Source organism: Proteus sp. fly-1008 (genome assembly GCF_040140305.1).
In the GTDB taxonomy this organism is placed as follows: Bacteria; Pseudomonadota; Gammaproteobacteria; order Enterobacterales; family Enterobacteriaceae; genus Proteus; species Proteus vulgaris_B.
The window spans coordinates 169,539-190,129 of record NZ_JBEEWH010000008.1; the positions used below are offsets into that span (position 1 = coordinate 169,539).

A 20,591-nucleotide genomic window follows, 5' to 3' on the forward strand; every position below is an offset into this window, starting at 1 on the left:
ATAGCCTCTAAGTATTAAAATGTGATCGTTATCATAACGTAATTCTGCTTTTCTGTAAAATTTATGGTGTTAGTGATTGTAAATTTAGCTTAGGTGAAATGAAAGTGTTTGCAATAAAATCGTGAAAGTAAAATTAAAATTCTATCTTAATAACATTGAGTTAGGTGGATTTATTGTTTTTTTGATTCAGGCTAACGCATTTGTATGAGTATTGTGCATAATACAAAGGTTGATAGATAAGTAGAAAATAATAACACCTTATTTTGCTTTATTATTCTTTCGAATAGTTAAAGTGAATGTGTGGATAATAGAATAGATCTCGCTATGCTTATTATAAGATTAAATCAAGATAGTATGATGAGATATCAAGACAGAGATATTAAAGATAGTTTCTCTATTACGCATATTTAGAATAAAAATTTATAAAATTAATAATTAACCGCGCATTTGTGCAGATTAACCCAGGTACCTCTATGAACATTAATCAACTGAAAAGCTTTGTTGAAGTCGTAAAAAATAATTTCAACATTACTAATGCGGCTGAAAAACTCTACACCTCTCAACCCACAATTAGTAAACAACTCAAAATATTAGAAGATGAACTGAGTGTATCTCTGTTTGTCCGTAAAAATAATAATTTATTGGCATTAAGCCCAATGGGTAAAGAAGTGCATAAAATTGCCTGTGATATTCTCGGACAAGTTGATCGTATTAAAAGTATTGTGGCTGAAGAAGATCGTAATAAAAAAGTTGATTTGCATATTGCAACAACACATACCCAAATTCGCTATTCATTGCCCAATGTTATTGACCATTTTCGTCGCTATTACCCGAATATTTCTTTACATTTTCATCAAGGGGCTCCAGCGCAGTTGGCCGAGATGGTTAAAAATGGTGATGTTGATTTTGCTATCGCAACAGAGTCTATGCACTTGTATGAAGATTTAATTACCCTACCTTGTTATCGCTGGACACGTAGTTTACTCGTTCCTTATGACCATCCTCTTGCTGAATTACAAGATGATGAACAAGTTACTATTGAACAAATGGCGGAGTATCCATTAATTACTTATGTTTTTGGTTTTACGCGAGGATCGAAGTTAGACAAGGTATTTTATAAAAATAATCTTAAGCCCAAAGTAGCATTAACAGCAACGGATACAGAGATTATTAAATATTACGTTAAGCGTCATTTAGGTATTGGTGTTATTGCAACGGCTTCTTATGATGAAACGGAAGATAGTGGAGCATTAAAATGTATAAATATCGATCATCTTGTACAACCGAGCTATACCCATATTTGTGTCAGTAAACATACTCATATGAAGGATTATATGCATGAGTTTATTTCTCTTTATGCACCACATATTGATAAAAATATTATTCAGATGCCAGAACAGTGGGAAAGCCAATGGCATAGTAAAGAGGTCTACCAAGAATTACCTGATTTACGCTCTGTGAATATCAATAATAGAGTTGCAGAATAGATAACAGAATAGAAAAAGCCCGTTGTGCGGGGGCAATAACGGGCTTTGGGCAGAATAATAAAAGATTAGCGAGTCAGAATGTTAACAAAGATCTGAGCGCCAACTAATAAACAATCATCATCGACAAAATAAGGATTAGCGTGAAGGTAATTATTAATTCCTTTCGCTTGGTTACCACTTCCTAAGAAGAACATGGCTCCGACTTTGCCTTTAGTCGCATTAACCATATAGCTAAAGTCTTCACTGCCTGTCATTGGCTTACCGTTTGATTCAATATTCTCTTCAGGTAAGAATTTACGCATTGCATCTAATAAACGCTGATGTGCAGTTGGATGATTCACAACAGCAGGGTATCCGCTATAGCTTAATGTAGTTTTAAATCCACCAGCCGTACTACGAGCCACAATTTCATCAAAACTAGCTTTCAGTACTTGGTCGGTATTTTCATCCATAGAACGGATAGTACCGCGAGCTTGAACGTGGTCAGCTAATGCGTTAGGGATAGTTCCCCCATTGATCATGCCACAACCAAAGACTGCTGGGCTAAATGGATCTGTTTTTTTCGCAACAACATAATCCATATAATCAATTAGGCGAGTCGCTTCGCGAATGGCATCTAAACCTTTGTGTGGTGTTGAACCATGAGCAGAAACGCCATAAACATCTAATGTCCATGCTGAGCCATAAGATGACATCACGCCATCATTAAAGCGTACACAACCCGTTTCAATAGCTGCATCATTATGAAGTGCGTAGGTTTCATCAACGCCTTCCATGCAACCCATTTCAACCATTTTTTCAGCACCAGGAACACGCATATCTTCTTCAGCCATTTGGAAAATAAAGCGGACGTTCGCGCTCATCTCTTCTTTATTTTCGGCAAGATATTTTGCACTGGTTAATGCCATGGTCATATGAGTATCGTGACCACAGTTATGCGCACAACCTTGGTGAATTGAGCTATGTTCATTATTGGTTAAGTCTGGCATTTCTAATCCGTCCATATCAGCACGGATGGCAATTAATGGAAATTCAGCATTAACAATTAAGTCAGCAGTAAAGCCGGTATATCCATCAAAAGTTTTAATTTGATAACCAAAACTTTCCATTAATTCACGACAATACTTTGATGTCTTATATTCTTCACCTGATAACTCAGGTATTTTGTGCAAGTCTTGTCGTGTTTTTTTACTAAAGTCATTTAATTGAAAGAGTTTTTCACTGACATTATAAATATTATTCATTAGATAACTCCCTGGATAGTAAATCCAATTTGCGCGACGATTGATGCTCCAAAGAAACAACATGTTGAAACAATCATGAAAATAAGAATAACTTTCCATGACATTTTCTTAAGTTCTTCTAATTGACCACCAACAGATAAACCAGCAAATGCTAATAAAGGTACACAACAAGATAAGAAAGAGACTTTACCAATCGAACTAATAAAGAAATCTCTCACTGGTGTTTCGGGTAAACAAATAAGTATTCCGATAATTGTTGCATAAGCAAATGTTGGTAAAGATGAAGGTAAATAATGTTTTGCAACGAGTGAAATAAATACCACTAATGACATAGCAATAAAGCTATCCCACATTGCATAAAGAGCGATCCCTGATGTTAACGTCTGAGTAAACATTGCCAGTAAAATAGCAACGAATACAAATTTCATATCAATAATTATATTTTTCATGCAGTTTTGCCTCTGGTGAAAATTTTATAAATTTTTTCTGAAAGAGGTAAACCTAAATAGGTTAATGACAGTGCGCCAAGTGCTGATGATAATAAGTTAGATGCAGCAGCAACACTTAATACTTGCTGTGCTAAAGCTTCATCAAGACCATTAATTAATGCACCTGATGCAGCACTTAACATTGAACCAGATCCCACGCCAGAGCCTGCGGCAAGCGCAAGTGGGTGTAACCCTGTTAATGGAGCAATACTACCTAATACACTAAACCACAAAGTACCAATAACAGAACCACATAAATAAATGGCTAATACACCAATATATTCTTGCGAGCCTGTACCAAACTTACCTTGAATAACAGCAATAGAAGGTTCACGGCTAATAGATGAACAAGCACCAATTGCACGACGACCAAATCCAAATTTAATCGCTAATGGAACTGCAATTAATACTGGTAATAAGTTTCCGAGTTCCTGAACAAATAAAGGAATGCCGACACTTAAAATCATTTTAATATTAGGAACAATCATCCCTGCATATTGAGTACCTAAAATAAGTAGGCTAAAACCTACCATTTTACCGCAGAAGCCTTCTTCTTTTTCTGTAAATAATTTACCCCATACTTTAATTTTTTTACGGGTAAATCCAGCAGATATACACATACCAATAATGACAGCAAAGAGCATTGGTAGAATAGGTATTACTGCAATGCCAATCTTAATTTCTTTTTTACCAATCACGTATTGTGAAATAAAAATTAAGAAAAGGACTGCCAGAATACTAATAAAGAAAACCTTTATCGGACTTCTACTTTTGTCCATCCGTTAATCTCCGTTGAAAAATAATCAGGCTTTATTCTAGAGGACAAAAAGCAAAAGGTAGCGTGACCAATGTCATGTTTACTTCATACCTCTTTTTCATGGGGCATGAAATAATACAATGGTGATAAATTTATTAACAAATAGAAAAAAGTTAAATTTTTTAATAAAGACAGTGAGTAAGGCTGAAATGAGTCAGCTTAATTGTTAATAAAAATGTGATGTGAAAAACCATAATTAAAAATTATTTTAATTATTAAAATAATCCTATAAACAATGTTTGTCCATTATTTATTAAATAATAATACGTTATTAATGAGATATATTCTTATTTAATGCGATTGTTATAAATTTAATGAATGTATTTGTAAGTGATATTTTATTTTTACATTTTTTACCGAGACTTACTTTATCACGACAGTGACATTATAGTGATAGGTGTTATTCTTTATATTTGAGTTAGTAAAATAAATTTCTCTGTAAGCAGGTAAGGGAAAGAAATCGAAGAACACAAGGAAATAGGCTTAGCGCGCAGAGATATAATTTACCCAAAACTGAGGAAAGAGATCACCATGAGTAAGCAAACAGTTGCAACTTATATTGCTAAAGTACTCCATAATGCAGGTGTAAAACGTATTTGGGGCGTGACAGGTGATTCACTCAATGGATTAAGTGATAGCTTGCGAAAAATGGGAACAATTGAGTGGATGGGAACTCGCCATGAAGAAGTGGCCGCATTTGCTGCAGGTGCCGAAGCCGCAGTCAATGGCGAATTGGCGGTTTGTGCTGGCTCTTGTGGGCCGGGAAATTTACATCTTATCAATGGGCTTTTTGATTGCCATCGTAATCATGTACCAGTGTTAGCCATTGCTGCCCATATTCCTTCTGCTGAAATTGGTAGCAATTATTTTCAGGAGACTCATCCTCAAGAGCTTTTCCGTGAATGCAGTCATTATTGTGAATTAGTTTCAAACCCAGAGCAGATCCCGCAAGTTCTCGCTATCGCTATGCGAACCGCGATTTTGAAAAAAGGGGTGGCGGTTGTGGTTTTACCGGGTGATGTCGCACTAAAACCCGCTCCAGAAGATGCGCCTGAAAATTGGTATCCGTTGCAGTTCCCACTGATTATGCCTAATCGCTTTGAAATCGAAAAATTATCTGATGCACTGAATAACGCAAAAAATATTACCTTAATGTGTGGTGCAGGCTGCGCTCAGGCACACGATGAAGTGATTAAATTAGCTCAAACTTTAAAAGCACCTGTTGTACATGCATTGCGAGGCAAAGAGCACATTGAGTGGAAAAATCCGTACAGTGTAGGAATGACTGGGTTAATTGGTTTTTCATCAGGTTATCATGCGATGGAAAATGCGGATACGTTGGTGCTATTAGGAACACAATTTCCTTATCGCGCGTTTTATCCATCAAAAGCCAATATTATTCAAATCGATATTAATCCAAGTAGTCTCGGTTCACATTGTCATGTCGATATGGCAATGATTGGTGATATTAAAGCAACGCTAAATGCTATACAGCCTCGTTTAAAAGAGAAAACAGATACCTCTCACCTTGATGCTTCCTTGAAACATTACTCGAAAGCACGACAAGATTTGGATGCACTTGCACAACCAAGTGAACGAGAACTTATTCATCCACAATATCTAGCACGTAGACTGAGTGAGTTGGCAAATGATGATGCCATTTTTACCTGTGATGTCGGAACACCAACCGTGTGGGCAGCTCGTTATGTAGGAATGAATGGAAAACGTCGTTTGCTGGGCTCGTTTAATCATGGCTCTATGGCAAATGCGATGGCTCAAGCTATTGGTGCACAAGCATTAGATAGAAAACGCCAAGTTGTTGCAATGTGTGGCGATGGTGGATTTACTATGCTAATGGGTGATTTTATCTCGTTAGCACAAATGAATTTGCCAGTGAAAGTGGTTATTTTTAATAACAGTGTATTAGGTTTTGTGGCTATGGAGATGAAAGCGGGGGGTTATTTAACGGATGGCACAGATTTGCATAACCCTGATTTTGCAGCCATTGCTAATGCATCTGGTATCAAAGGTATTCGCGTCGAAAAAGGGGAAGATCTGGATAAGGCCCTGAAAGAAGCTTTTGAACATGATGGTCCTGTGATTGTGGATGTCGTAACTGCAAAACAAGAGCTTTCTATGCCTCCTGAAATTAAGTTTGAACAGGCAAAAGGTTTTAGTTTGTATATGATGAAAGCGATTATTAATGGTCGAGGTGATGAAATTGTTCAACTCGCTAAAACCAATTGGTTACGTTAATCGCCTACCGGCAACTTGGATTATTTAGAATCTAAATTGTAGATAAATAAACCAGACCCTATCAACATAAGCCGATAGGGTTTTTTATTATTTAGCTTTCTCTGTTAAACAGAAGTTTTCAATTAATTGCCCCATTAATTCACGAGTTGGCTCAATAAATGCCATATCAATAAACTCATCAGGTTGGTGGGCTTGTTCAATCGAACCTGGTCCTAATACTAAGGTAGGGCAGAGATCCTGAATAAATGGCGCTTCAGTACAGTAGTTCACTGTTTGCGCTTTCTCACCTAATAACTTTTCAATGACAGCAACCATTTTATGATCGGTCGGGCACTCATAACCGGGAATAGGATCGTGTAGCGCTTCAACATTTAAGCGACCCGGCCAACGTGCTTTTACGGGCGCTAATGTTTCGTGTAGTAAATCATCTAAATCTTGCAATGTAAGCCCTGGTAATGGGCGAATATCCATATGAAGTTCGCAGCAAGCACAAATTCTATTTGCTGCATCACCGCCATTAATATAACCAAAGTTCATGGTGGGATAAGGGATAACAAATGCAGGGTTGTTATAGCGCGTTTTTAGCGTATCGCGCAGTGTACTAAGATGAGTAATGGATTCATGCATTAGCTCAATCGCATTCACTCCTTTTTCGGGATCGCTAGAATGTCCTGATTGCCCCGTAATACGTATCGCATTTGATAAATGCCCTTTATGAGCACGAATAGGTTTTAGGGATGTCGGTTCGCCAATAATGGCAAAATCAGGGCGGATTGTCGTATTGGCAGCAAAATAACGTGCGCCTGCCATAGAGGTTTCTTCATCTGCGGTGGCGAGAATATAAAGAGGGTGAGTTAACGCCTTAGTGTCTATATTTCGCAATGCATCAAGAATAAAAGCAAAAAAACCTTTCATATCCGCAGTGCCTAAGCCGTATAACTTATTTTCTTTTTCTGTCAGTGTAAAAGGATCTTGTGTCCAACGACCTTCATCAAATGGCACTGTGTCAGTATGACCACAGAGTAATAATCCGCCTTTCCCTGTTCCCAATGTTGCTAAAAGGTTAAATTTTCCTCGAGTTTCAGGTACAGGTTGAATTTCAATTGAAAAACCTAATGTTTCCAACCAATTAGCAAGCAAATTAATCAGCGATTCATTGCTTTGATCGTTCTTAGCATCTGTAGCACTGATAGAGGGCGTTGCAATTAATTGACGATAAATCTCAATAAATGTAGGTAATTTAATATTCACTGTTGACAGCCTTTCTTCATAATAGTATCAATATTCATGCACTTTTTTTGAATAAAAATACATTAATCGGTTTGTGTTCATAGCACAAGGTAAGAATGACATGTTAAATACTCTGATTGTAGGAGCAAGTGGTTACACTGGCGCTGAATTAGCCGCCTATCTTCAGCAGCATCCTCATGTGAATTTGAGCAGACTGATGGTATCAGCTCAAAGTGCAGATGCAGGAAAGTGCTTTTCTGAACTTCATCCTCAATATCGTGGCTTAGTGGATCTTCCTTTAGAGCCAATGGTTGATGTTGTTAAAGCGGCTGAAAATATTGATATCGTTTTTTTAGCAACAGCCCATGAAGTCAGCCATGACATTGCCCCGATTTTTTTAGAACAAGGTTGTGTGGTGTTCGACTTATCGGGTGCTTATCGAGTACAAAACAAGCATTTTTATCAACAATACTATGGATTCGAGCATAAGAATATAGATTGGTTATCACAGGCAGTTTATGGATTAGCTGAATGGAATGCTGACGTTATCAGTCAGGCGCAATTAATTGCTGTGCCGGGCTGTTATCCAACAGTATCTCAGTTGTCTCTAAAACCGCTTGTGGAAGCGAGGCTGTTAGATACTGCGCAATGGCCAGTCATTAATGCCACCAGCGGTGTGAGTGGTGCTGGCAGAAAAGCCTCTTTAACTAGCAGTTTTTGTGAAGTGAGCTTGCAGCCTTATGGTGTGTTTACACACCGCCATCAACCTGAAATTGCAACACATCTGGGTATTGATGTCATTTTTACACCTCATCTGGGTAATTTTGCCAGAGGGATCTTAGCCACTATCACTTGTAAGTTAAAAGTGGGTGTGACACAAGAGGATGTAAGACAAGTCTTTGATGAAGCGTATCAAGACAAGCCATTGGTGCGTGTTTACGACAAAGGATTACCTGCATTAAAAGCCGTGGTAGGAACTGCATTTTGTGATATCGGGTTTGCTCAACAAGGTGAACATCTGATTGTGGTGGGTGTTGAAGATAACTTGTTAAAAGGGGCCGCAGCGCAGGCGGTGCAATGTATGAATATTCGGTTTGGTTTCGCTGAAACCGAATCACTTATTTAAATAATGAGTAGGGAAGTTTCATGGAACCATTAATTATCAAACTGGGTGGTGTACTCCTTGATAACGAAGAAGCGCTAACACGCTTTTTCACAGCATTACAACAATATCGTTCAACACACTCTCGCCCTTTGGTCATCGTACATGGTGGTGGCTGTTTGGTGGATGAATTGATGGGTAAATTGCAATTACCGGTCGTGAAAAAGCAAGGCCTGCGTGTTACACCCGCTGATCAGATAGACATCATTACAGGAGCACTGGCCGGAAGTGCCAATAAGACCTTGTTATCGTGGGCAACTCAATTTGGGCTTAATGGAGTGGGACTTTCTTTGGGTGATGGACAATTAGCGAAAGTCACTCAAATCAATGAAGAGTTAGGCCATGTAGGAAATGCAACTCCCGGCTCTCCTGATTTACTTAATTTATTACTGGGTGCGGGCTATCTACCTATTATCAGCTCTATCGGTATGACTGAGAAGGGAGAGTTGATGAATGTGAATGCAGATCAAGCCGCAACCGCTATCGCAGAAACATTGGGTGCTGATTTAGTGTTGCTTTCAGATGTCAGTGGCATTTTAGATGGTAAGGGCCAAAAGATAGCAGAGATATCAGCCGAAAAAGCACAGACATTAATTGACCAAGGCATTATTACTGACGGCATGATTGTGAAAGTAAATGCAGCGTTAGAAGCGGCAAAAACACTCGGTAAACCCGTTGAAATTGCCAGTTGGCGCCATGCTGAAAAACTAACTGCACTGTTTAATGGTGTTGCAGTAGGAACCCGTATTTTAGCTTAAAAATAACTCTAGAAATCTTATCACTATTTAATAGTTGGCTGAATTTAAACAAATTAGGAATTGAAGGTTATCACTATGACTAAAGGCATTAAGAAAATTGTACTTGCGTACTCAGGTGGATTAGATACTTCGGCGATCATTCCTTGGCTAAAAGAACATTACGATAACTGTGAAGTTGTTGCTTTTGTTGCAGATGTTGGGCAAAGCCGTGATGATTTAGTTGGTGTAGAACAAAAAGCGTTAGCGTCGGGAGCATCTGAGTGTTATGTCGTTGATTTACGTGAAGAGTTTATCAAAGACTATGTTTATCCTGTATTAAAAACAGGTGCTTTATATGAAGGTAGCTACTTATTAGGTACTTCAATGGCACGTCCTGTTATTGCTAAAGCACAGGTTGAGTTGGCATTAAAATTAGGTGCTGATGCTGTTGCTCATGGTGCAACAGGTAAAGGTAACGATCAGGTTCGTTTTGAAAGCACTTATGCGGCACTCGCTCCGCAACTTAAAGTCGTCGCACCTTGGAGAGAATGGGATTTACGTTCTCGTGAAGCACTGCTGGATTATCTGAAAGTTCGTAATATTCCCACTACGGCTACACTTGAGAAAATTTATAGTCGTGATGAAAACGCATGGCATATCTCAACGGAAGGTGGTGTGTTAGAAAGTCCATGGAATGCGTCAAATGAAGATTGTTGGGCATGGACAGTCGATCCTAAGAAAGCGCCAGAGACACCAGAATTAGTCACTGTTACAGTGAAAGCAGGTGAAGTTGTCGCGGTAAACGGTAAAACACAATCACCTTTTGAATGTTTAGATACATTAAATACATTAGGTGTTAAGCACGGTATCGGACGTATTGATATTGTTGAAAACCGTTTAGTGGGAATGAAATCTCGTGGCTGCTATGAAACTCCAGGGGGCACTATCATGATGGCTGCTCTGCGTGGTGTTGAGCAACTTGTTCTTGATAGAGATGCATTTAAATGGCGTCAACAACTTGGTTTAGAAATGTCGTATGTGGCTTATGACGGTCGTTGGTTTACGCCAATCCGAGCTTCACTACAAGCAGCTGCTGAATCGCTGGCAAAAGAGGTGAATGGCGAAGTGGTTTTAGAGCTTTATAAAGGCCATGTGAATGCCATTCAGAAAAAATCAGAAAATAGCCTGTACTCTGAGGAATTTGCAACCTTTGGTGAAGATGAAGTTTACGATCACAGTCATGCTGAAGGTTTTATCCGTTTATATTCTCTGCCATCACGTATTCGTGCGCTGAGCAAGAAATAACATCAGGCAATAGAGTGGTGCTAATAAGCATCACTCTCACTCTTTTTTATTACACAGAATAAATACAGGAAGCGATTATGGCACTCTGGGGTGGACGTTTTAGTCAGGAAGCTGATCAACGGTTTAAACAATTCAATGATTCACTGCGGTTTGATTTTCGACTGGCACAACAGGATATCTTTGGCTCAGTAGCTTGGTCTAAAGCGTTAGTCACAGTGGGCGTATTATCGCAAGATGAACAAGCTCAACTTGAGCAAGCTTTAAATGAATTATCAGAAGAAGTAACAGCAAATCCACAATCAATTTTGCAAAGTGATGCAGAAGATATTCATAGTTGGGTTGAAAGTAAGCTTATTGCTAAAGTTGGCGATTTAGGTAAAAAATTACATACAGGTCGTAGCCGTAATGATCAGGTCGCAACAGACTTAAAATTATGGTGCAAAGAAGAGGTCATTCATCTTCGCCAAGCGATTGTTGAATTACAAAAGGCTTTAGTCATTACGGCAGAACAAAATCAAAATGCGGTGATGCCGGGTTATACCCATTTACAACGCGCTCAACCAGTAACATTCGCACACTGGTGTTTGGCCTACAATGAAATGTTAGCTAGAGATGAAAGTCGTTTAGCTGATGCTTTGAAACGTTTGGATATCAGCCCACTGGGATGCGGTGCATTAGCGGGTACCGCTTATGATATCGATCGTGAACAATTAGCAGAGTGGTTAGGTTTTGCGAGTGCAACTAATAATAGCCTAGACAGTGTATCTGATCGTGATCATGTATTGGAGCTATTATCTTCCGCATCTATTGGGATGGTACATTTATCTCGTTTTGCTGAAGATTTAATTTTCTTTAATAGTGGAGAAGCAGGCTTTATTGAATTATCAGATAAAGTGACTTCAGGCTCATCATTAATGCCTCAAAAGAAAAACCCTGATGCGCTTGAGCTTATCCGTGGAAAATGTGGACGTGTTCAAGGTGCATTAACAGGCATGATGATGACCTTAAAAGGCCTGCCTTTGGCTTACAATAAAGATATGCAAGAAGATAAAGAAGGGTTATTTGATGCTATTGATACATGGTCTGATTGCTTGCATATGGCAACATTAGTTCTTGATGGCATTCAGATCCGTCGTTCTCGCTGTGAAGAAGCCGCTAAACAAGGTTATGCTAACGCTACTGAACTGGCAGATTATCTTGTTGCTAAAGGCGTGCCATTTCGTGAAGCGCACCATATTGTGGGTGAAGTGGTTGTTTGTGCGATTGAGCAAGGTAAAGCGATTGAAGAGCTTCCTCTTTCTGAATTACAGATGTTTAACGATAAAATCACGATTGATGTGTACGATATTTTATCGCTTCAATCATGTTTAGATAAGCGTCTTGCAAAAGGTGGCGTTTCTCAAAAACAGGTCACTTATGCGATAGAAAAGGCAAAAGAAACATTAAGAATGGATAAATAAAAAAGAGTTTATTTAAGACAACTTACTGTTATTCCATAAGAACAGGGGATTTATTGCCCTGTTTTTTTATTTTGAATTGCCGATAATATCTGTGTTCATCTTGAATTCTTTAGAATATAAAGTAATTAGACTTGTTTATTAAAAAATATCAAAAAAGAGAGACAGAATAACATTCGACTGATAGAAAAATTTATCAGTTGCTATATTATCTATAGACATTAACTATCAGCAATAAATGTGGGATCTGCAATGAATATCCGTGATTTGGAATATCTGGTGGCTCTAGCTGAGCATAAACATTTTCGCCGTGCGGCAGATTCTTGCCATGTGAGTCAACCAACATTAAGTGGCCAAATTCGTAAGCTTGAAGATGAACTGGGTGTAATGTTGCTTGAACGAACTAGCCGTAAGGTTCTGTTTACGCAACAAGGTTTGTTGCTGGTGGATCAAGCGAAAACCGTTCTACGTGAAGTAAAAGTGCTACAAGAAATGGCTTCATTGCAAGGCGAAAGTATGGCTGGCCCTTTACATATTGGACTTATTCCTACTGTCGGCCCTTATTTATTGCCTCATATTATTCCTGAATTGCATAAAAACTATCCTAAGTTAGAGATGTACCTTCATGAAGCACAAACTCATAGCTTATTAGCTCAACTAGATAGCGGAAAGCTCGATTGTGCAATTTTAGCAATGGTTAAAGAGAGTGCGCCGTTTATTGAAGTGCCTCTATTTGAAGAGCCAATGAAATTAGCGATTTATGAAGGACATCCGTGGCATGAACGTGAGTCTGTACCAATGGGCGATTTAGCGGGTCAGCGTTTATTGATGCTAGAAGATGGGCACTGTTTACGGGATCAAGCGTTAGGATTTTGCTTCCAGGCGGGTGCAAAAGAAGACACTCATTTTAGAGCAACGAGTTTAGAGACATTACGTAATATGGTCGCTGCGGGTAGTGGAATAACCCTATTGCCTGATTTATCAGTGCCTCAAGAGCAGAAACGTGATGGAGTTTGTTATCTAGAATGTACTGATCCCAATCCATCACGTTCTATTATTTTGGTTTATCGTCCCGGATCGCCTTTGCGTAATCGTTATGAACAGTTAGCAGAGACAATCCGTGAACATATGACCGCATTTTATGCAGAAAAACAGAGTGCATTAAAATAAGCGGTTTAAACCATTAAGTGCAGCAACACGATAGGCTTCTGCCATTGTTGGATAGTTGAAGGTCGTATTAACGAAATATTCGATAGTATTACCTTCACCTTTTTGTTCCATAATTGCTTGGCCAATATGAATAATTTCTGCTGCGCGTTCGCCGAAGCAGTGAATACCTAAAATTTGCTTGGTTTCACGGTGGAAGAGAATTTTCAAACTCCCTACATTCATACCTGCTATTTGTGCTCTTGCCAGATGTTTAAACTGAGAACGGCCCACTTCATAAGGGATTTTCATTGCAGTGAGTTGTTGCTCTGTTTTACCTACAGAACTAATTTCAGGAATGGTGTAGATCCCAGTTGGAATATCCTCAATCAAGTGTGTTTCTGATTTTCCCGCTGTGATTGCCAAAGCCGCAATACGACCTTGATCATAAGCAGCTGAAGCCAGACTTGGATAACCAATGACATCCCCTACGGCATAAATGTGTTCACAACTGGTTTGGTAATGGGCGTTAACAGAAACGAGCCCACGACTATCTGTTTTAATGCCCACATTTTCTAAGCCCAGCAGATCCGTATTTCCTGTTCGGCCATTTGCGTAGAGTAGGCAATCTGCTTTGACTTTTTTACCTGATTTTAGGTGAACAATAACACCATCATCGACGCCTTCAATGCTTTCGTATTCTTCATTATGACGAATAACAATGCCGTTATTCCAGAAGTGATAAGAAAGTGCATCAGACATCTCTTGATCAAGGAAAGACAAGAGGTGATCACGAGTGTTTATTAAGTCTACTTTTACTCTTAATCCTCTAAAGATAGAGGCATATTCACAACCAATGACACCCGCGCCATAAATAATGACATGGTGAGGTTCATGCTCTAAATCAAGTATAGTGTCACTGTTATAAATACGAGAATGAGAGAAATCGACATCAGGTGGGCAGTAAGGGCGAGAGCCCGTTGCAATAATAAAGCTATCAGCAGAGAGAATATCGCAAGTACCATCAGGGTAACGTACGCTGATCCTGTGCTCGTCAATAAATGCTGCTTCACCCGAATACATTGTACAGTTATTACGTTCGTAGAAACCTTGACGCATTTTAGTCTGCTGACTAATCACGGTGCTGGCTTGACGAAGTATTTGAGAAAAAGAGGAGTTAATAAGACGAGATTGGTCGCTATAAAGTGGGTTTTGATTAAACTCGATAATGCGACTTACTGCATGGCGTAGGGCTTTGGAGGGAATAGTGCCCCAATGCGTACAACCACCACCAACTTTGTTATAACGTTCTATAACTGCGACGCGTTTTCCTTGTTTCACAAGCCCCATGGCCGCGCCTTCACCGCCAGGACCTGAACCGATAACAATGGCATCGAAATGAGAATGTTGCATAGGAAGAGACCTGTTTTATACAAACCGACAACGCTATATTAACATTAGAATGAATAATAGCCCAATTGACATTAAGGGCATTAGTCACACTTTGTTGAGTTTTTATGAGAATGTGTCTTTAGAGATGATTGTACGCACTGCTTTTTTAACAAAGTTTGATATATTGAGCATAAACCAAATTAGGATTATCAGGATTTCTGTGAGTAATAATATTGGCATCAGAGCTAAACAAAAAGAAAAAACCCGTCGCTCTTTAATTGAAGCTGCCTTTAGCCAACTGAGTGCTGAACGTAGCTTTACCAGCTTAAGCTTACGAGAAGTAGCTAGAGAAGCCGGTATTGCGCCTACCTCATTTTATCGCCATTTTAAAGATGTGGATGAACTTGGGCTGACAATGGTTGATGAAAGTGGATTGATGTTACGTCAACTGATGCGGCAAGCACGTCAACGCATTGCGAAAGGTGGCAGTGTTATCAGAACATCAGTAGCTACTTTTATGGAATTCATTGGCAATAATCCTAATGCGTTTCGATTATTATTACGTGAGCGTTCTGGGACTTCGGCGGAATTTCGTGCCGCAGTCGCACGAGAGATCCAACATTTTATTGCAGAACTGGCAGACTACCTTGAGCAAGAAAGTCATATGCCACGTTATTTTACAGAAATGCAATCTGAAGCAATGGTCACTATTGTATTTAGTGCAGGCGCAGAAGCACTGGATATTGATATTGAAAAGCGTCAACAATTAGAAGAAAGATTAGTTTTACAACTGCGTATGATTGCTAAAGGTGCTTATTATTGGTATCGACGCGAGCAAGAGACGCAAACACCTCTACAAGATAACCCAGAAATAAAGAAAAAAACGCATCAGAAAGGAGACAAATGATGGAACAAAATCGCTGTGAAAAAAGCACGCTATTACTTGCCACAGTCATTGGTGTCGCTTTACATGGTACTTATTCGAGTTTTTTTAATCCGTTTATTGAGACGTGGTCAGTTTTCCCACTAATCAGTTTAATCTTGGCAGTTTATTGTTTATATCAGCGTTATTTAAATCAGCCTATGACCGATGGTATGCCTAAGCTGATTTTTTCATTCTTTTTATTAGGCCTATTCGGTTATAACGCTTACACCAGAACTGCTAATCCTGAATGGGGTTCAAACTTTTTCTCTTCTGTTTGTATTGTTATTGTTGCGTTGTGGATTTATCGTCAATTTAAACAGCGCCAACGCTTACGTCTACAGGCCGAAGAAGCTGAAAGAGCATCACAAGCAGAACAGTACTAGTCTGTACTAATCTCTTTGTTGTAAACACAGCGAAATTTTGACACCAGCAAGTTATCTTGCTGGTGTTTTTGTTTTTATTCGGGTTATTAAAGGATTTTTTACTCTAAGAAGAGAAATAAACAGTTATCTTTTTTCTAATAACACACCACATTCCATATGATGGGTGTATGGGAATTGATCGAATAAAGCTAATTTACTGATTTTATGTGTTTTTATTAGGGTCTCTAAATTTTGACACAGTGTTTCTGGGTTACAAGAGATGTATAAAATGCTAGGATAAGTTTTAACCAGCTCTACAGTTTTCTCATCTAAACCACTGCGAGGTGGATCGACAAAAATGGTTTCACATTGGTAATCTTTTAAATCAATCCCTTCTAGACGTTTAAATTCTCTTACTCCATTCATTGCTTGCGTAAAATCTTCTGCAGACATACGAATAATTTTTACATTATCAATGTGGTTCATTGCTATGTTGTATTGCGCCGCATGAACAGATGGTTTTGCAATTTCTGTTGCCAGTACACGCTCAAAATTACGTGCGAGCGCTAATGAAAAGTTGCCATTACCACAATACAATTCAAGTAGATCACCTTTCGCGTTTTCTGTTGCCTTTAATGCCCATTCCAACATTTTAATATTGACCTGAGCATTAGGTTGCGTGAAGCTATTTTCAACTTGGCGATAAATCATCTCTTTACCCGCGACAGGTAACACTTCATCAATAAAATCGTTGTCGAGCATAATTTTTGTTTTATATGCACGGCCGATTAACTGCACATCAAAGCCTTGAGCAATTAAGGTCTGGCGTAATGCTTGTGCTTCTTGTTGCCAAGTTTCATCAATTTTCTTGTGATACAGCAAAGAGACAATAATTTTATTACTTAACGTAGAAAGATAATCAATTTGAAATAGTTTCTTTCTGAGTGTTGGCTTGTCTTTTATTTCTGCCAATAAGGCAACCATCATTTTATTAATAAGTTGGCTGGCAACGGGAAATTGGTCAACACGAATACGCTGCTTAGTCTCTTGGTTAAACATAATATGATAGAGAGAATCTTCTTCATGCCAGATACGGAATTCCGCACGCATACGATAATGCTGTTCTGGTGATGAAAAAACCTCTGCTTCAGGCGCATTGAAAGGAGCCATCATCGTTTGTAGACGTTGTGTTTTTTCATTCAGTTGAGACTGATATGTTTGCGTTGGTAATGAATTCTGCATGGTATCTCGCCTTTTTTTGGCAGTAATAAAGTTAAGCGAGCGAAATTGTAGAGATCCTCATGAAGATGTCCAGTATTCTTCATGTTCAATTTCTGGACTCAGTGAAGTTGAAATCGTAGCATAGCTGTTCGGCCTCCTTTATAGGAGTGAAAAGGGAATCTGGTGCAAAGCCAGAACTGACGCGCAGCGGTAATAGGATCAAGGATAATAAAAGACACTGCAAAGCACTCATAAGTGCGGTGGGAAGTCATTATCTTAAATACACAAAATTGTTTATTTAACCTAGAGTCCGAAGACCTGCCGAAGACCTGTCGCATCTTAAATTAAATACGCGCTTTATTTAATTTTGGCGGCATCCTGCTACTTATTCTGTTGGATGCAGATTTTCATGAATAATAAAAAAGTTTTCTTTATTTCAAGTATAGCTTTGAGTGTAATGGTGAGCAGTTTTAGTGCATTTGCTAATAACAGCGATACATTAAGTGTGACTGCAAACCGCTTTCAAGAGCCGAACTCTTCTATTTTAGCGCCTATCACCGTTGTTGAACGTGAACAGATTGATCGCTGGCAGAGTAATAGTGTGATTGATGTATTACGTAGAATGCCGGGTATTGATGTGGGACAAAATGGTGGAATAGGGCAGATGAGCTCTATTTATGTGCGTGGTGCTGAATCTCGACATGTACTTATCTTAGTGGATGGTGTGCGTTTAAATCAGGCTAATGTGTCTGGCAGCTCCGATATTAGCCAAATTCCCCTTTCTCTTGTTCAACGAATTGAATATATAAGAGGGCCTCGTTCTTCTGTTTATGGTTCCGATGCAATTGGTGGTGTGATTAATATCCTCACAGAAAGAAAAACGGAAGGAGGAACGCTTAACGCCACAATGGGTTCTCATGGCTATCAAGAATATGATGGATCTATAAAACAGAAAGTCGGGGACAGAACGACATTAACGGCAGCAGGCAGTTATCTCTATACCAAAGGCTATGATGTAGAAGCAAATGGGAATACAGGTGGGCATCCACAACCTGATCGCGACGGTTTTATGAATAAATCGTTGTGGTTAGGGGCCAATCACGATATTAACGATAATGTTTCTATATATGCACGTGCTTATGGTTTTGATAATCGTACCGCTTATGATGCTTATTATGACAGTTATAATGATATCTTAACGGATACAAGAGCACTATTCAGCCGCACCTATGATGGTGGCGTGAAATTTAATCGCGATAACTACTCTTCTTCTTTAAATACCAGTTATAACTACACCAAAGATTATGACTATGATCCTCGTTATGGTCGTTATGGTAAAGGAAGCCGTTTTACTAACTCTGAACAATATAATGTGCAGTGGGGAAATCACCTTTTATTAGGTAATGGCAGTGTCGGTGGCGGTATAGATTGGCAACGTCAATCTATAAAAGCCGGCTCTAACGGATTCCCTAATAAAGAACACTTTGACAATACCGGCTTATATCTCACAGGACAGCAAAAGTTAGGTACTGTTATCGCTGAAGCGTCTGTGCGTTCTGATAATCACTCAGAATATGGTTGGCATACCACTTGGCAAACGAATTTAGGTTGGGAATTTGTTGAGGGCTATCGTGTCATTGGGGGATATGGTACTGCATTTAAAGCACCTAATCTCAATCAGTTGTATGTGGATAACCCGTTATGGAATTTGGAAGGGAATTTAAATTTAAAACCAGAGGAAAGTAAGCAGTGGGAAGGAGGCTTTGAAGGATTAACAGGCCTTTTAGCGTGGCGAGTAACGGCATACCGTAATGATATTGAGAACTTAATCGCATATAAATCAGCTAAGCCTGTCGATACATATGAAAATATAGGTAAGGCATTAATTAAAGGCGTCGAATTTACGGGTGAAATGGATACGTGGATTTTCCATCACACCTTTAATTACCAATATATAGATGCAAGAAATAAAGAAACGCACCAACGTCTTGATCGTCGTGCTCGTCAACAGTTGAAATATCAACTTGATTGGCAAGTTGAGAAACTCGATATGGGAGTGACTTACCAATATATTGGTCAGCGCACGGATAAAGATTACGGCACGTATGAGAATGTTTCTTTAGGTGGAGTGAGTCTTTGGGACTTAACTGCGTCATATCCTATTACATCACATCTATCGATTCGTGGTAGAATAGCTAACCTGTTTGATAAAGATTATGAGACAGCTTATGGCTATCACACACCAGGGCGTGAATACTTCCTCACAGGAAGCTACAACTTCTGATGCACAACTTACCGCTAACCCTACTGTATTAGTTTTTGATTCAGGGGTTGGCGGTTTATCTGTTTATCGTGAGATCCGTGAAAAATTACCGGATGCTCACTATATCTATGTTTTCGATAATGAAGCTTTCCCTTATGGGGAAAAATCCCAAGAGTTTATTATTGACCGTGTTGTTCGTATCGTTAGTGTGGTTGCTGAAAAGCATGATCTTGCGGCAATTGTTATTGCCTGTAATACAGCCAGTACTGTAAGCCTTCCTGCTTTGCGCGCTAAGTTTACCGATATTCCTATTGTGGGAGTTGTACCCGCCATCAAGCCCGCTGCAAAATTAACGTGTAATGGTGTAGTTGGATTATTAGCGACGAGAGCAACCGTTAAACGGCCTTATACCCATGAACTGATAGAACGCTTTGCAACTGATTGCAAAGTTCACTCTTTAGGTTCGGCCGATCTGGTGGAATTAGCTGAAAAGAAATTGCACGGTGAAAAAGTCTCTCTAGATGAGCTACGTAAGATTTTAGCACCTTGGCTAAAAATGAAAGAGCCACCCGATACTGTAGTATTAGGTTGTACGCATTTCCCTTTATTAGCAGAAGAACTACTTTCAGTTTTACCTGATGGTACTCGAATTATTGATTCTGGTGCTGCAATTGCACGAAGAACTGCGTGGTTGGTCGTAAATCAAGCGAAAATTAAGGGGTCAAATGAAATTAGCTTCGCTTATTGCCTAAAAGAAGATGAGAATAGCGAATTACTAAAACCTATTTTAGCGAGCTTTGGCTTTGGAACGCTCAGAAAACTGGCGCTTTAAGTGCAATTTGATGGAAAATTCAACGGTCAGTAAAAAAACTCAAAAAAAGTGTTGCCAGCTTCACAAAACTCCCTATAATGCGCCCTCGTTGTCACGGCAAACCACGCTAAGTGAGTTAGCCGAGAGAACAAAGAAAAAAAGTGAAAAGCCTTGAAAATAAACGCTTGACACTGAATGAGGAAGATGTAGAATACGCCTCCTCGCAACAACGCAGAAGACCGGAAACGGCAGCGAATGTTGCACTGCTCTTTAACAAATTATCAGACA

The 20,591-nt window shown here is 39.1% G+C and carries 17 protein-coding genes and 1 riboswitch; of the genes, 11 read left to right on the top strand and 6 right to left on the bottom strand.

Annotation, left to right across the window (positions count from 1 at the left end; genetic code table 11):
• The first annotated feature begins 473 nt into the window (after window positions 1-473).
• Window positions 474-1,487 carry a LysR substrate-binding domain-containing protein gene (locus tag ABN256_RS14165; protein WP_349439619.1) on the top strand — a complete coding sequence of 338 codons (1,014 nt, stop codon included), beginning with the start codon at window positions 474-476 and terminating at the stop codon, window positions 1,485-1,487.
• A gap of 65 nt (window positions 1,488-1,552) precedes the next feature.
• On the opposite strand, the gene ABN256_RS14170 is transcribed toward ABN256_RS14165, so the two are convergent.
• The 3 genes from ABN256_RS14170 to ABN256_RS14180 are packed head-to-tail and all read right to left on the bottom strand — an operon-like array spanning window position 1,553 to window position 3,998.
• A complete protein-coding gene (locus ABN256_RS14170; protein WP_164525835.1) occupies window positions 1,553-2,731 on the bottom strand; it encodes a M20 metallopeptidase family protein in 1,179 nt (392 codons plus the stop codon).
• Window positions 2,731-3,180: a hypothetical protein gene (locus ABN256_RS14175; RefSeq protein ID WP_006534124.1), complete on the bottom strand. Its 450-nt coding sequence runs from the start codon at window positions 3,178-3,180 to the stop codon at window positions 2,731-2,733. The genes ABN256_RS14170 and ABN256_RS14175 overlap by 1 nt, the downstream gene beginning before the upstream one ends.
• Entirely contained in the window at window positions 3,177-3,998 is an 822-nt protein-coding gene (locus ABN256_RS14180; protein ID WP_023583450.1) for a DUF3100 domain-containing protein, read from the bottom strand. Before ABN256_RS14180 ends, ABN256_RS14175 begins: the two co-directional genes overlap by 4 nt.
• Before the next feature lie 569 nt (window positions 3,999-4,567).
• Between ABN256_RS14180 and poxB the strand changes: the two genes are divergently transcribed.
• The gene (poxB, locus tag ABN256_RS14185; RefSeq protein ID WP_340894632.1) at window positions 4,568-6,292 is read left to right on the top strand and encodes a ubiquinone-dependent pyruvate dehydrogenase; all 1,725 of its coding nucleotides are present in this window, start codon (window positions 4,568-4,570) and stop codon (window positions 6,290-6,292) included.
• Between the two features lie 87 nt (window positions 6,293-6,379).
• On the opposite strand, the gene argE is transcribed toward poxB, so the two are convergent.
• A complete protein-coding gene (argE, locus tag ABN256_RS14190; protein WP_197269679.1) occupies window positions 6,380-7,543 on the bottom strand; it encodes an acetylornithine deacetylase in 1,164 nt (387 codons plus the stop codon).
• Window positions 7,544-7,643: 100 nt separating this feature from the next.
• On the opposite strand from argE, the gene argC reads away from it, so the two are divergent.
• From argC to oxyR, 5 genes are all read left to right on the top strand, one after another.
• Window positions 7,644-8,648 carry an N-acetyl-gamma-glutamyl-phosphate reductase gene (argC, locus tag ABN256_RS14195; RefSeq protein ID WP_196554595.1) on the top strand — a complete coding sequence of 335 codons (1,005 nt, stop codon included), beginning with the start codon at window positions 7,644-7,646 and terminating at the stop codon, window positions 8,646-8,648.
• A 20-nt stretch (window positions 8,649-8,668) separates the two neighbouring features.
• Complete coding sequence (argB, locus tag ABN256_RS14200) at window positions 8,669-9,442, top strand: acetylglutamate kinase (protein WP_196554594.1); 774 nt, start codon at window positions 8,669-8,671, stop codon at window positions 9,440-9,442.
• A 75-nt stretch (window positions 9,443-9,517) separates the two neighbouring features.
• Window positions 9,518-10,726, top strand: a complete 1,209-nt coding sequence (locus ABN256_RS14205; RefSeq protein WP_196554593.1) for an argininosuccinate synthase — start codon at window positions 9,518-9,520, stop codon at window positions 10,724-10,726.
• Window positions 10,727-10,803: 77 nt separating this feature from the next.
• A complete protein-coding gene (gene argH, locus ABN256_RS14210; protein ID WP_197269678.1) occupies window positions 10,804-12,186 on the top strand; it encodes an argininosuccinate lyase in 1,383 nt (460 codons plus the stop codon).
• 249 nt (window positions 12,187-12,435) lie between these two features.
• Window positions 12,436-13,353, top strand: coding sequence for a DNA-binding transcriptional regulator OxyR (oxyR, locus tag ABN256_RS14215; protein ID WP_072070607.1), 918 nt, complete (start codon window positions 12,436-12,438; stop codon window positions 13,351-13,353).
• On the opposite strand, the gene sthA is transcribed toward oxyR, so the two are convergent.
• Window positions 13,345-14,742, bottom strand: a complete 1,398-nt coding sequence (gene sthA / locus ABN256_RS14220) for a Si-specific NAD(P)(+) transhydrogenase (protein ID WP_196554591.1) — start codon at window positions 14,740-14,742, stop codon at window positions 13,345-13,347. The two genes, oxyR and sthA, sit on opposite strands and share 9 nt — an antisense overlap.
• Before the next feature lie 199 nt (window positions 14,743-14,941).
• On the opposite strand from sthA, the gene fabR reads away from it, so the two are divergent.
• Together fabR and ABN256_RS14230 are read left to right on the top strand one after the other, a co-directional pair.
• Window positions 14,942-15,628: an HTH-type transcriptional repressor FabR gene (gene fabR / locus ABN256_RS14225; RefSeq protein WP_072070605.1), complete on the top strand. Its 687-nt coding sequence runs from the start codon at window positions 14,942-14,944 to the stop codon at window positions 15,626-15,628.
• Complete coding sequence (locus ABN256_RS14230) at window positions 15,628-16,029, top strand: YijD family membrane protein (protein WP_072070604.1); 402 nt, start codon at window positions 15,628-15,630, stop codon at window positions 16,027-16,029. Before fabR ends, ABN256_RS14230 begins: the two co-directional genes overlap by 1 nt.
• A gap of 123 nt (window positions 16,030-16,152) precedes the next feature.
• On the opposite strand, the gene trmA is transcribed toward ABN256_RS14230, so the two are convergent.
• Window positions 16,153-17,250 carry a tRNA (uridine(54)-C5)-methyltransferase TrmA gene (gene trmA, locus ABN256_RS14235; RefSeq protein ID WP_196554590.1) on the bottom strand — a complete coding sequence of 366 codons (1,098 nt, stop codon included), beginning with the start codon at window positions 17,248-17,250 and terminating at the stop codon, window positions 16,153-16,155.
• Between the two features lie 112 nt (window positions 17,251-17,362).
• Window positions 17,363-17,569: riboswitch (cobalamin riboswitch) on the top strand.
• 69 nt (window positions 17,570-17,638) lie between these two features.
• On the opposite strand from trmA, the gene btuB reads away from it, so the two are divergent.
• Entirely contained in the window at window positions 17,639-19,513 is a 1,875-nt protein-coding gene (gene btuB, locus ABN256_RS14240; protein ID WP_197269677.1) for a TonB-dependent vitamin B12 receptor BtuB, read from the top strand.
• Window positions 19,458-20,324, top strand: coding sequence for a glutamate racemase (gene murI, locus ABN256_RS14245; RefSeq protein WP_349439620.1), 867 nt, complete (start codon window positions 19,458-19,460; stop codon window positions 20,322-20,324). The genes btuB and murI overlap by 56 nt, the downstream gene beginning before the upstream one ends.
• Window positions 20,325-20,591: the final 267 nt, after the last annotated feature.

What these genes read in the sequence shown, in the direction of transcription:
- ABN256_RS14165 (WP_349439619.1), top strand. Translation starts at nt 474, where the DNA reads ATGAACATTAATCAACTGAAAAGCTTTGTTGAAGTCGTAAAAAATAAT.
- ABN256_RS14170 (WP_164525835.1), bottom strand. Translation starts at nt 2,731, where the DNA reads ATGAATAATATTTATAATGTCAGTGAAAAACTCTTTCAATTAAATGAC.
- ABN256_RS14175 (WP_006534124.1), bottom strand. Translation starts at nt 3,180, where the DNA reads ATGAAAAATATAATTATTGATATGAAATTTGTATTCGTTGCTATTTTA.
- ABN256_RS14180 (WP_023583450.1), bottom strand. Translation starts at nt 3,998, where the DNA reads ATGGACAAAAGTAGAAGTCCGATAAAGGTTTTCTTTATTAGTATTCTG.
- poxB (WP_340894632.1), top strand. Translation starts at nt 4,568, where the DNA reads ATGAGTAAGCAAACAGTTGCAACTTATATTGCTAAAGTACTCCATAAT.
- argC (WP_196554595.1), top strand. Translation starts at nt 7,644, where the DNA reads ATGTTAAATACTCTGATTGTAGGAGCAAGTGGTTACACTGGCGCTGAA.
- argB (WP_196554594.1), top strand. Translation starts at nt 8,669, where the DNA reads ATGGAACCATTAATTATCAAACTGGGTGGTGTACTCCTTGATAACGAA.
- ABN256_RS14205 (WP_196554593.1), top strand. Translation starts at nt 9,518, where the DNA reads ATGACTAAAGGCATTAAGAAAATTGTACTTGCGTACTCAGGTGGATTA.
- argH (WP_197269678.1), top strand. Translation starts at nt 10,804, where the DNA reads ATGGCACTCTGGGGTGGACGTTTTAGTCAGGAAGCTGATCAACGGTTT.
- oxyR (WP_072070607.1), top strand. Translation starts at nt 12,436, where the DNA reads ATGAATATCCGTGATTTGGAATATCTGGTGGCTCTAGCTGAGCATAAA.
- sthA (WP_196554591.1), bottom strand. Translation starts at nt 14,742, where the DNA reads ATGCAACATTCTCATTTCGATGCCATTGTTATCGGTTCAGGTCCTGGC.
- ABN256_RS14230 (WP_072070604.1), top strand. Translation starts at nt 15,628, where the DNA reads ATGGAACAAAATCGCTGTGAAAAAAGCACGCTATTACTTGCCACAGTC.
- trmA (WP_196554590.1), bottom strand. Translation starts at nt 17,250, where the DNA reads ATGCAGAATTCATTACCAACGCAAACATATCAGTCTCAACTGAATGAA.
- btuB (WP_197269677.1), top strand. Translation starts at nt 17,639, where the DNA reads ATGAATAATAAAAAAGTTTTCTTTATTTCAAGTATAGCTTTGAGTGTA.
- murI (WP_349439620.1), top strand. Translation starts at nt 19,458, where the DNA reads ATGGCTATCACACACCAGGGCGTGAATACTTCCTCACAGGAAGCTACA.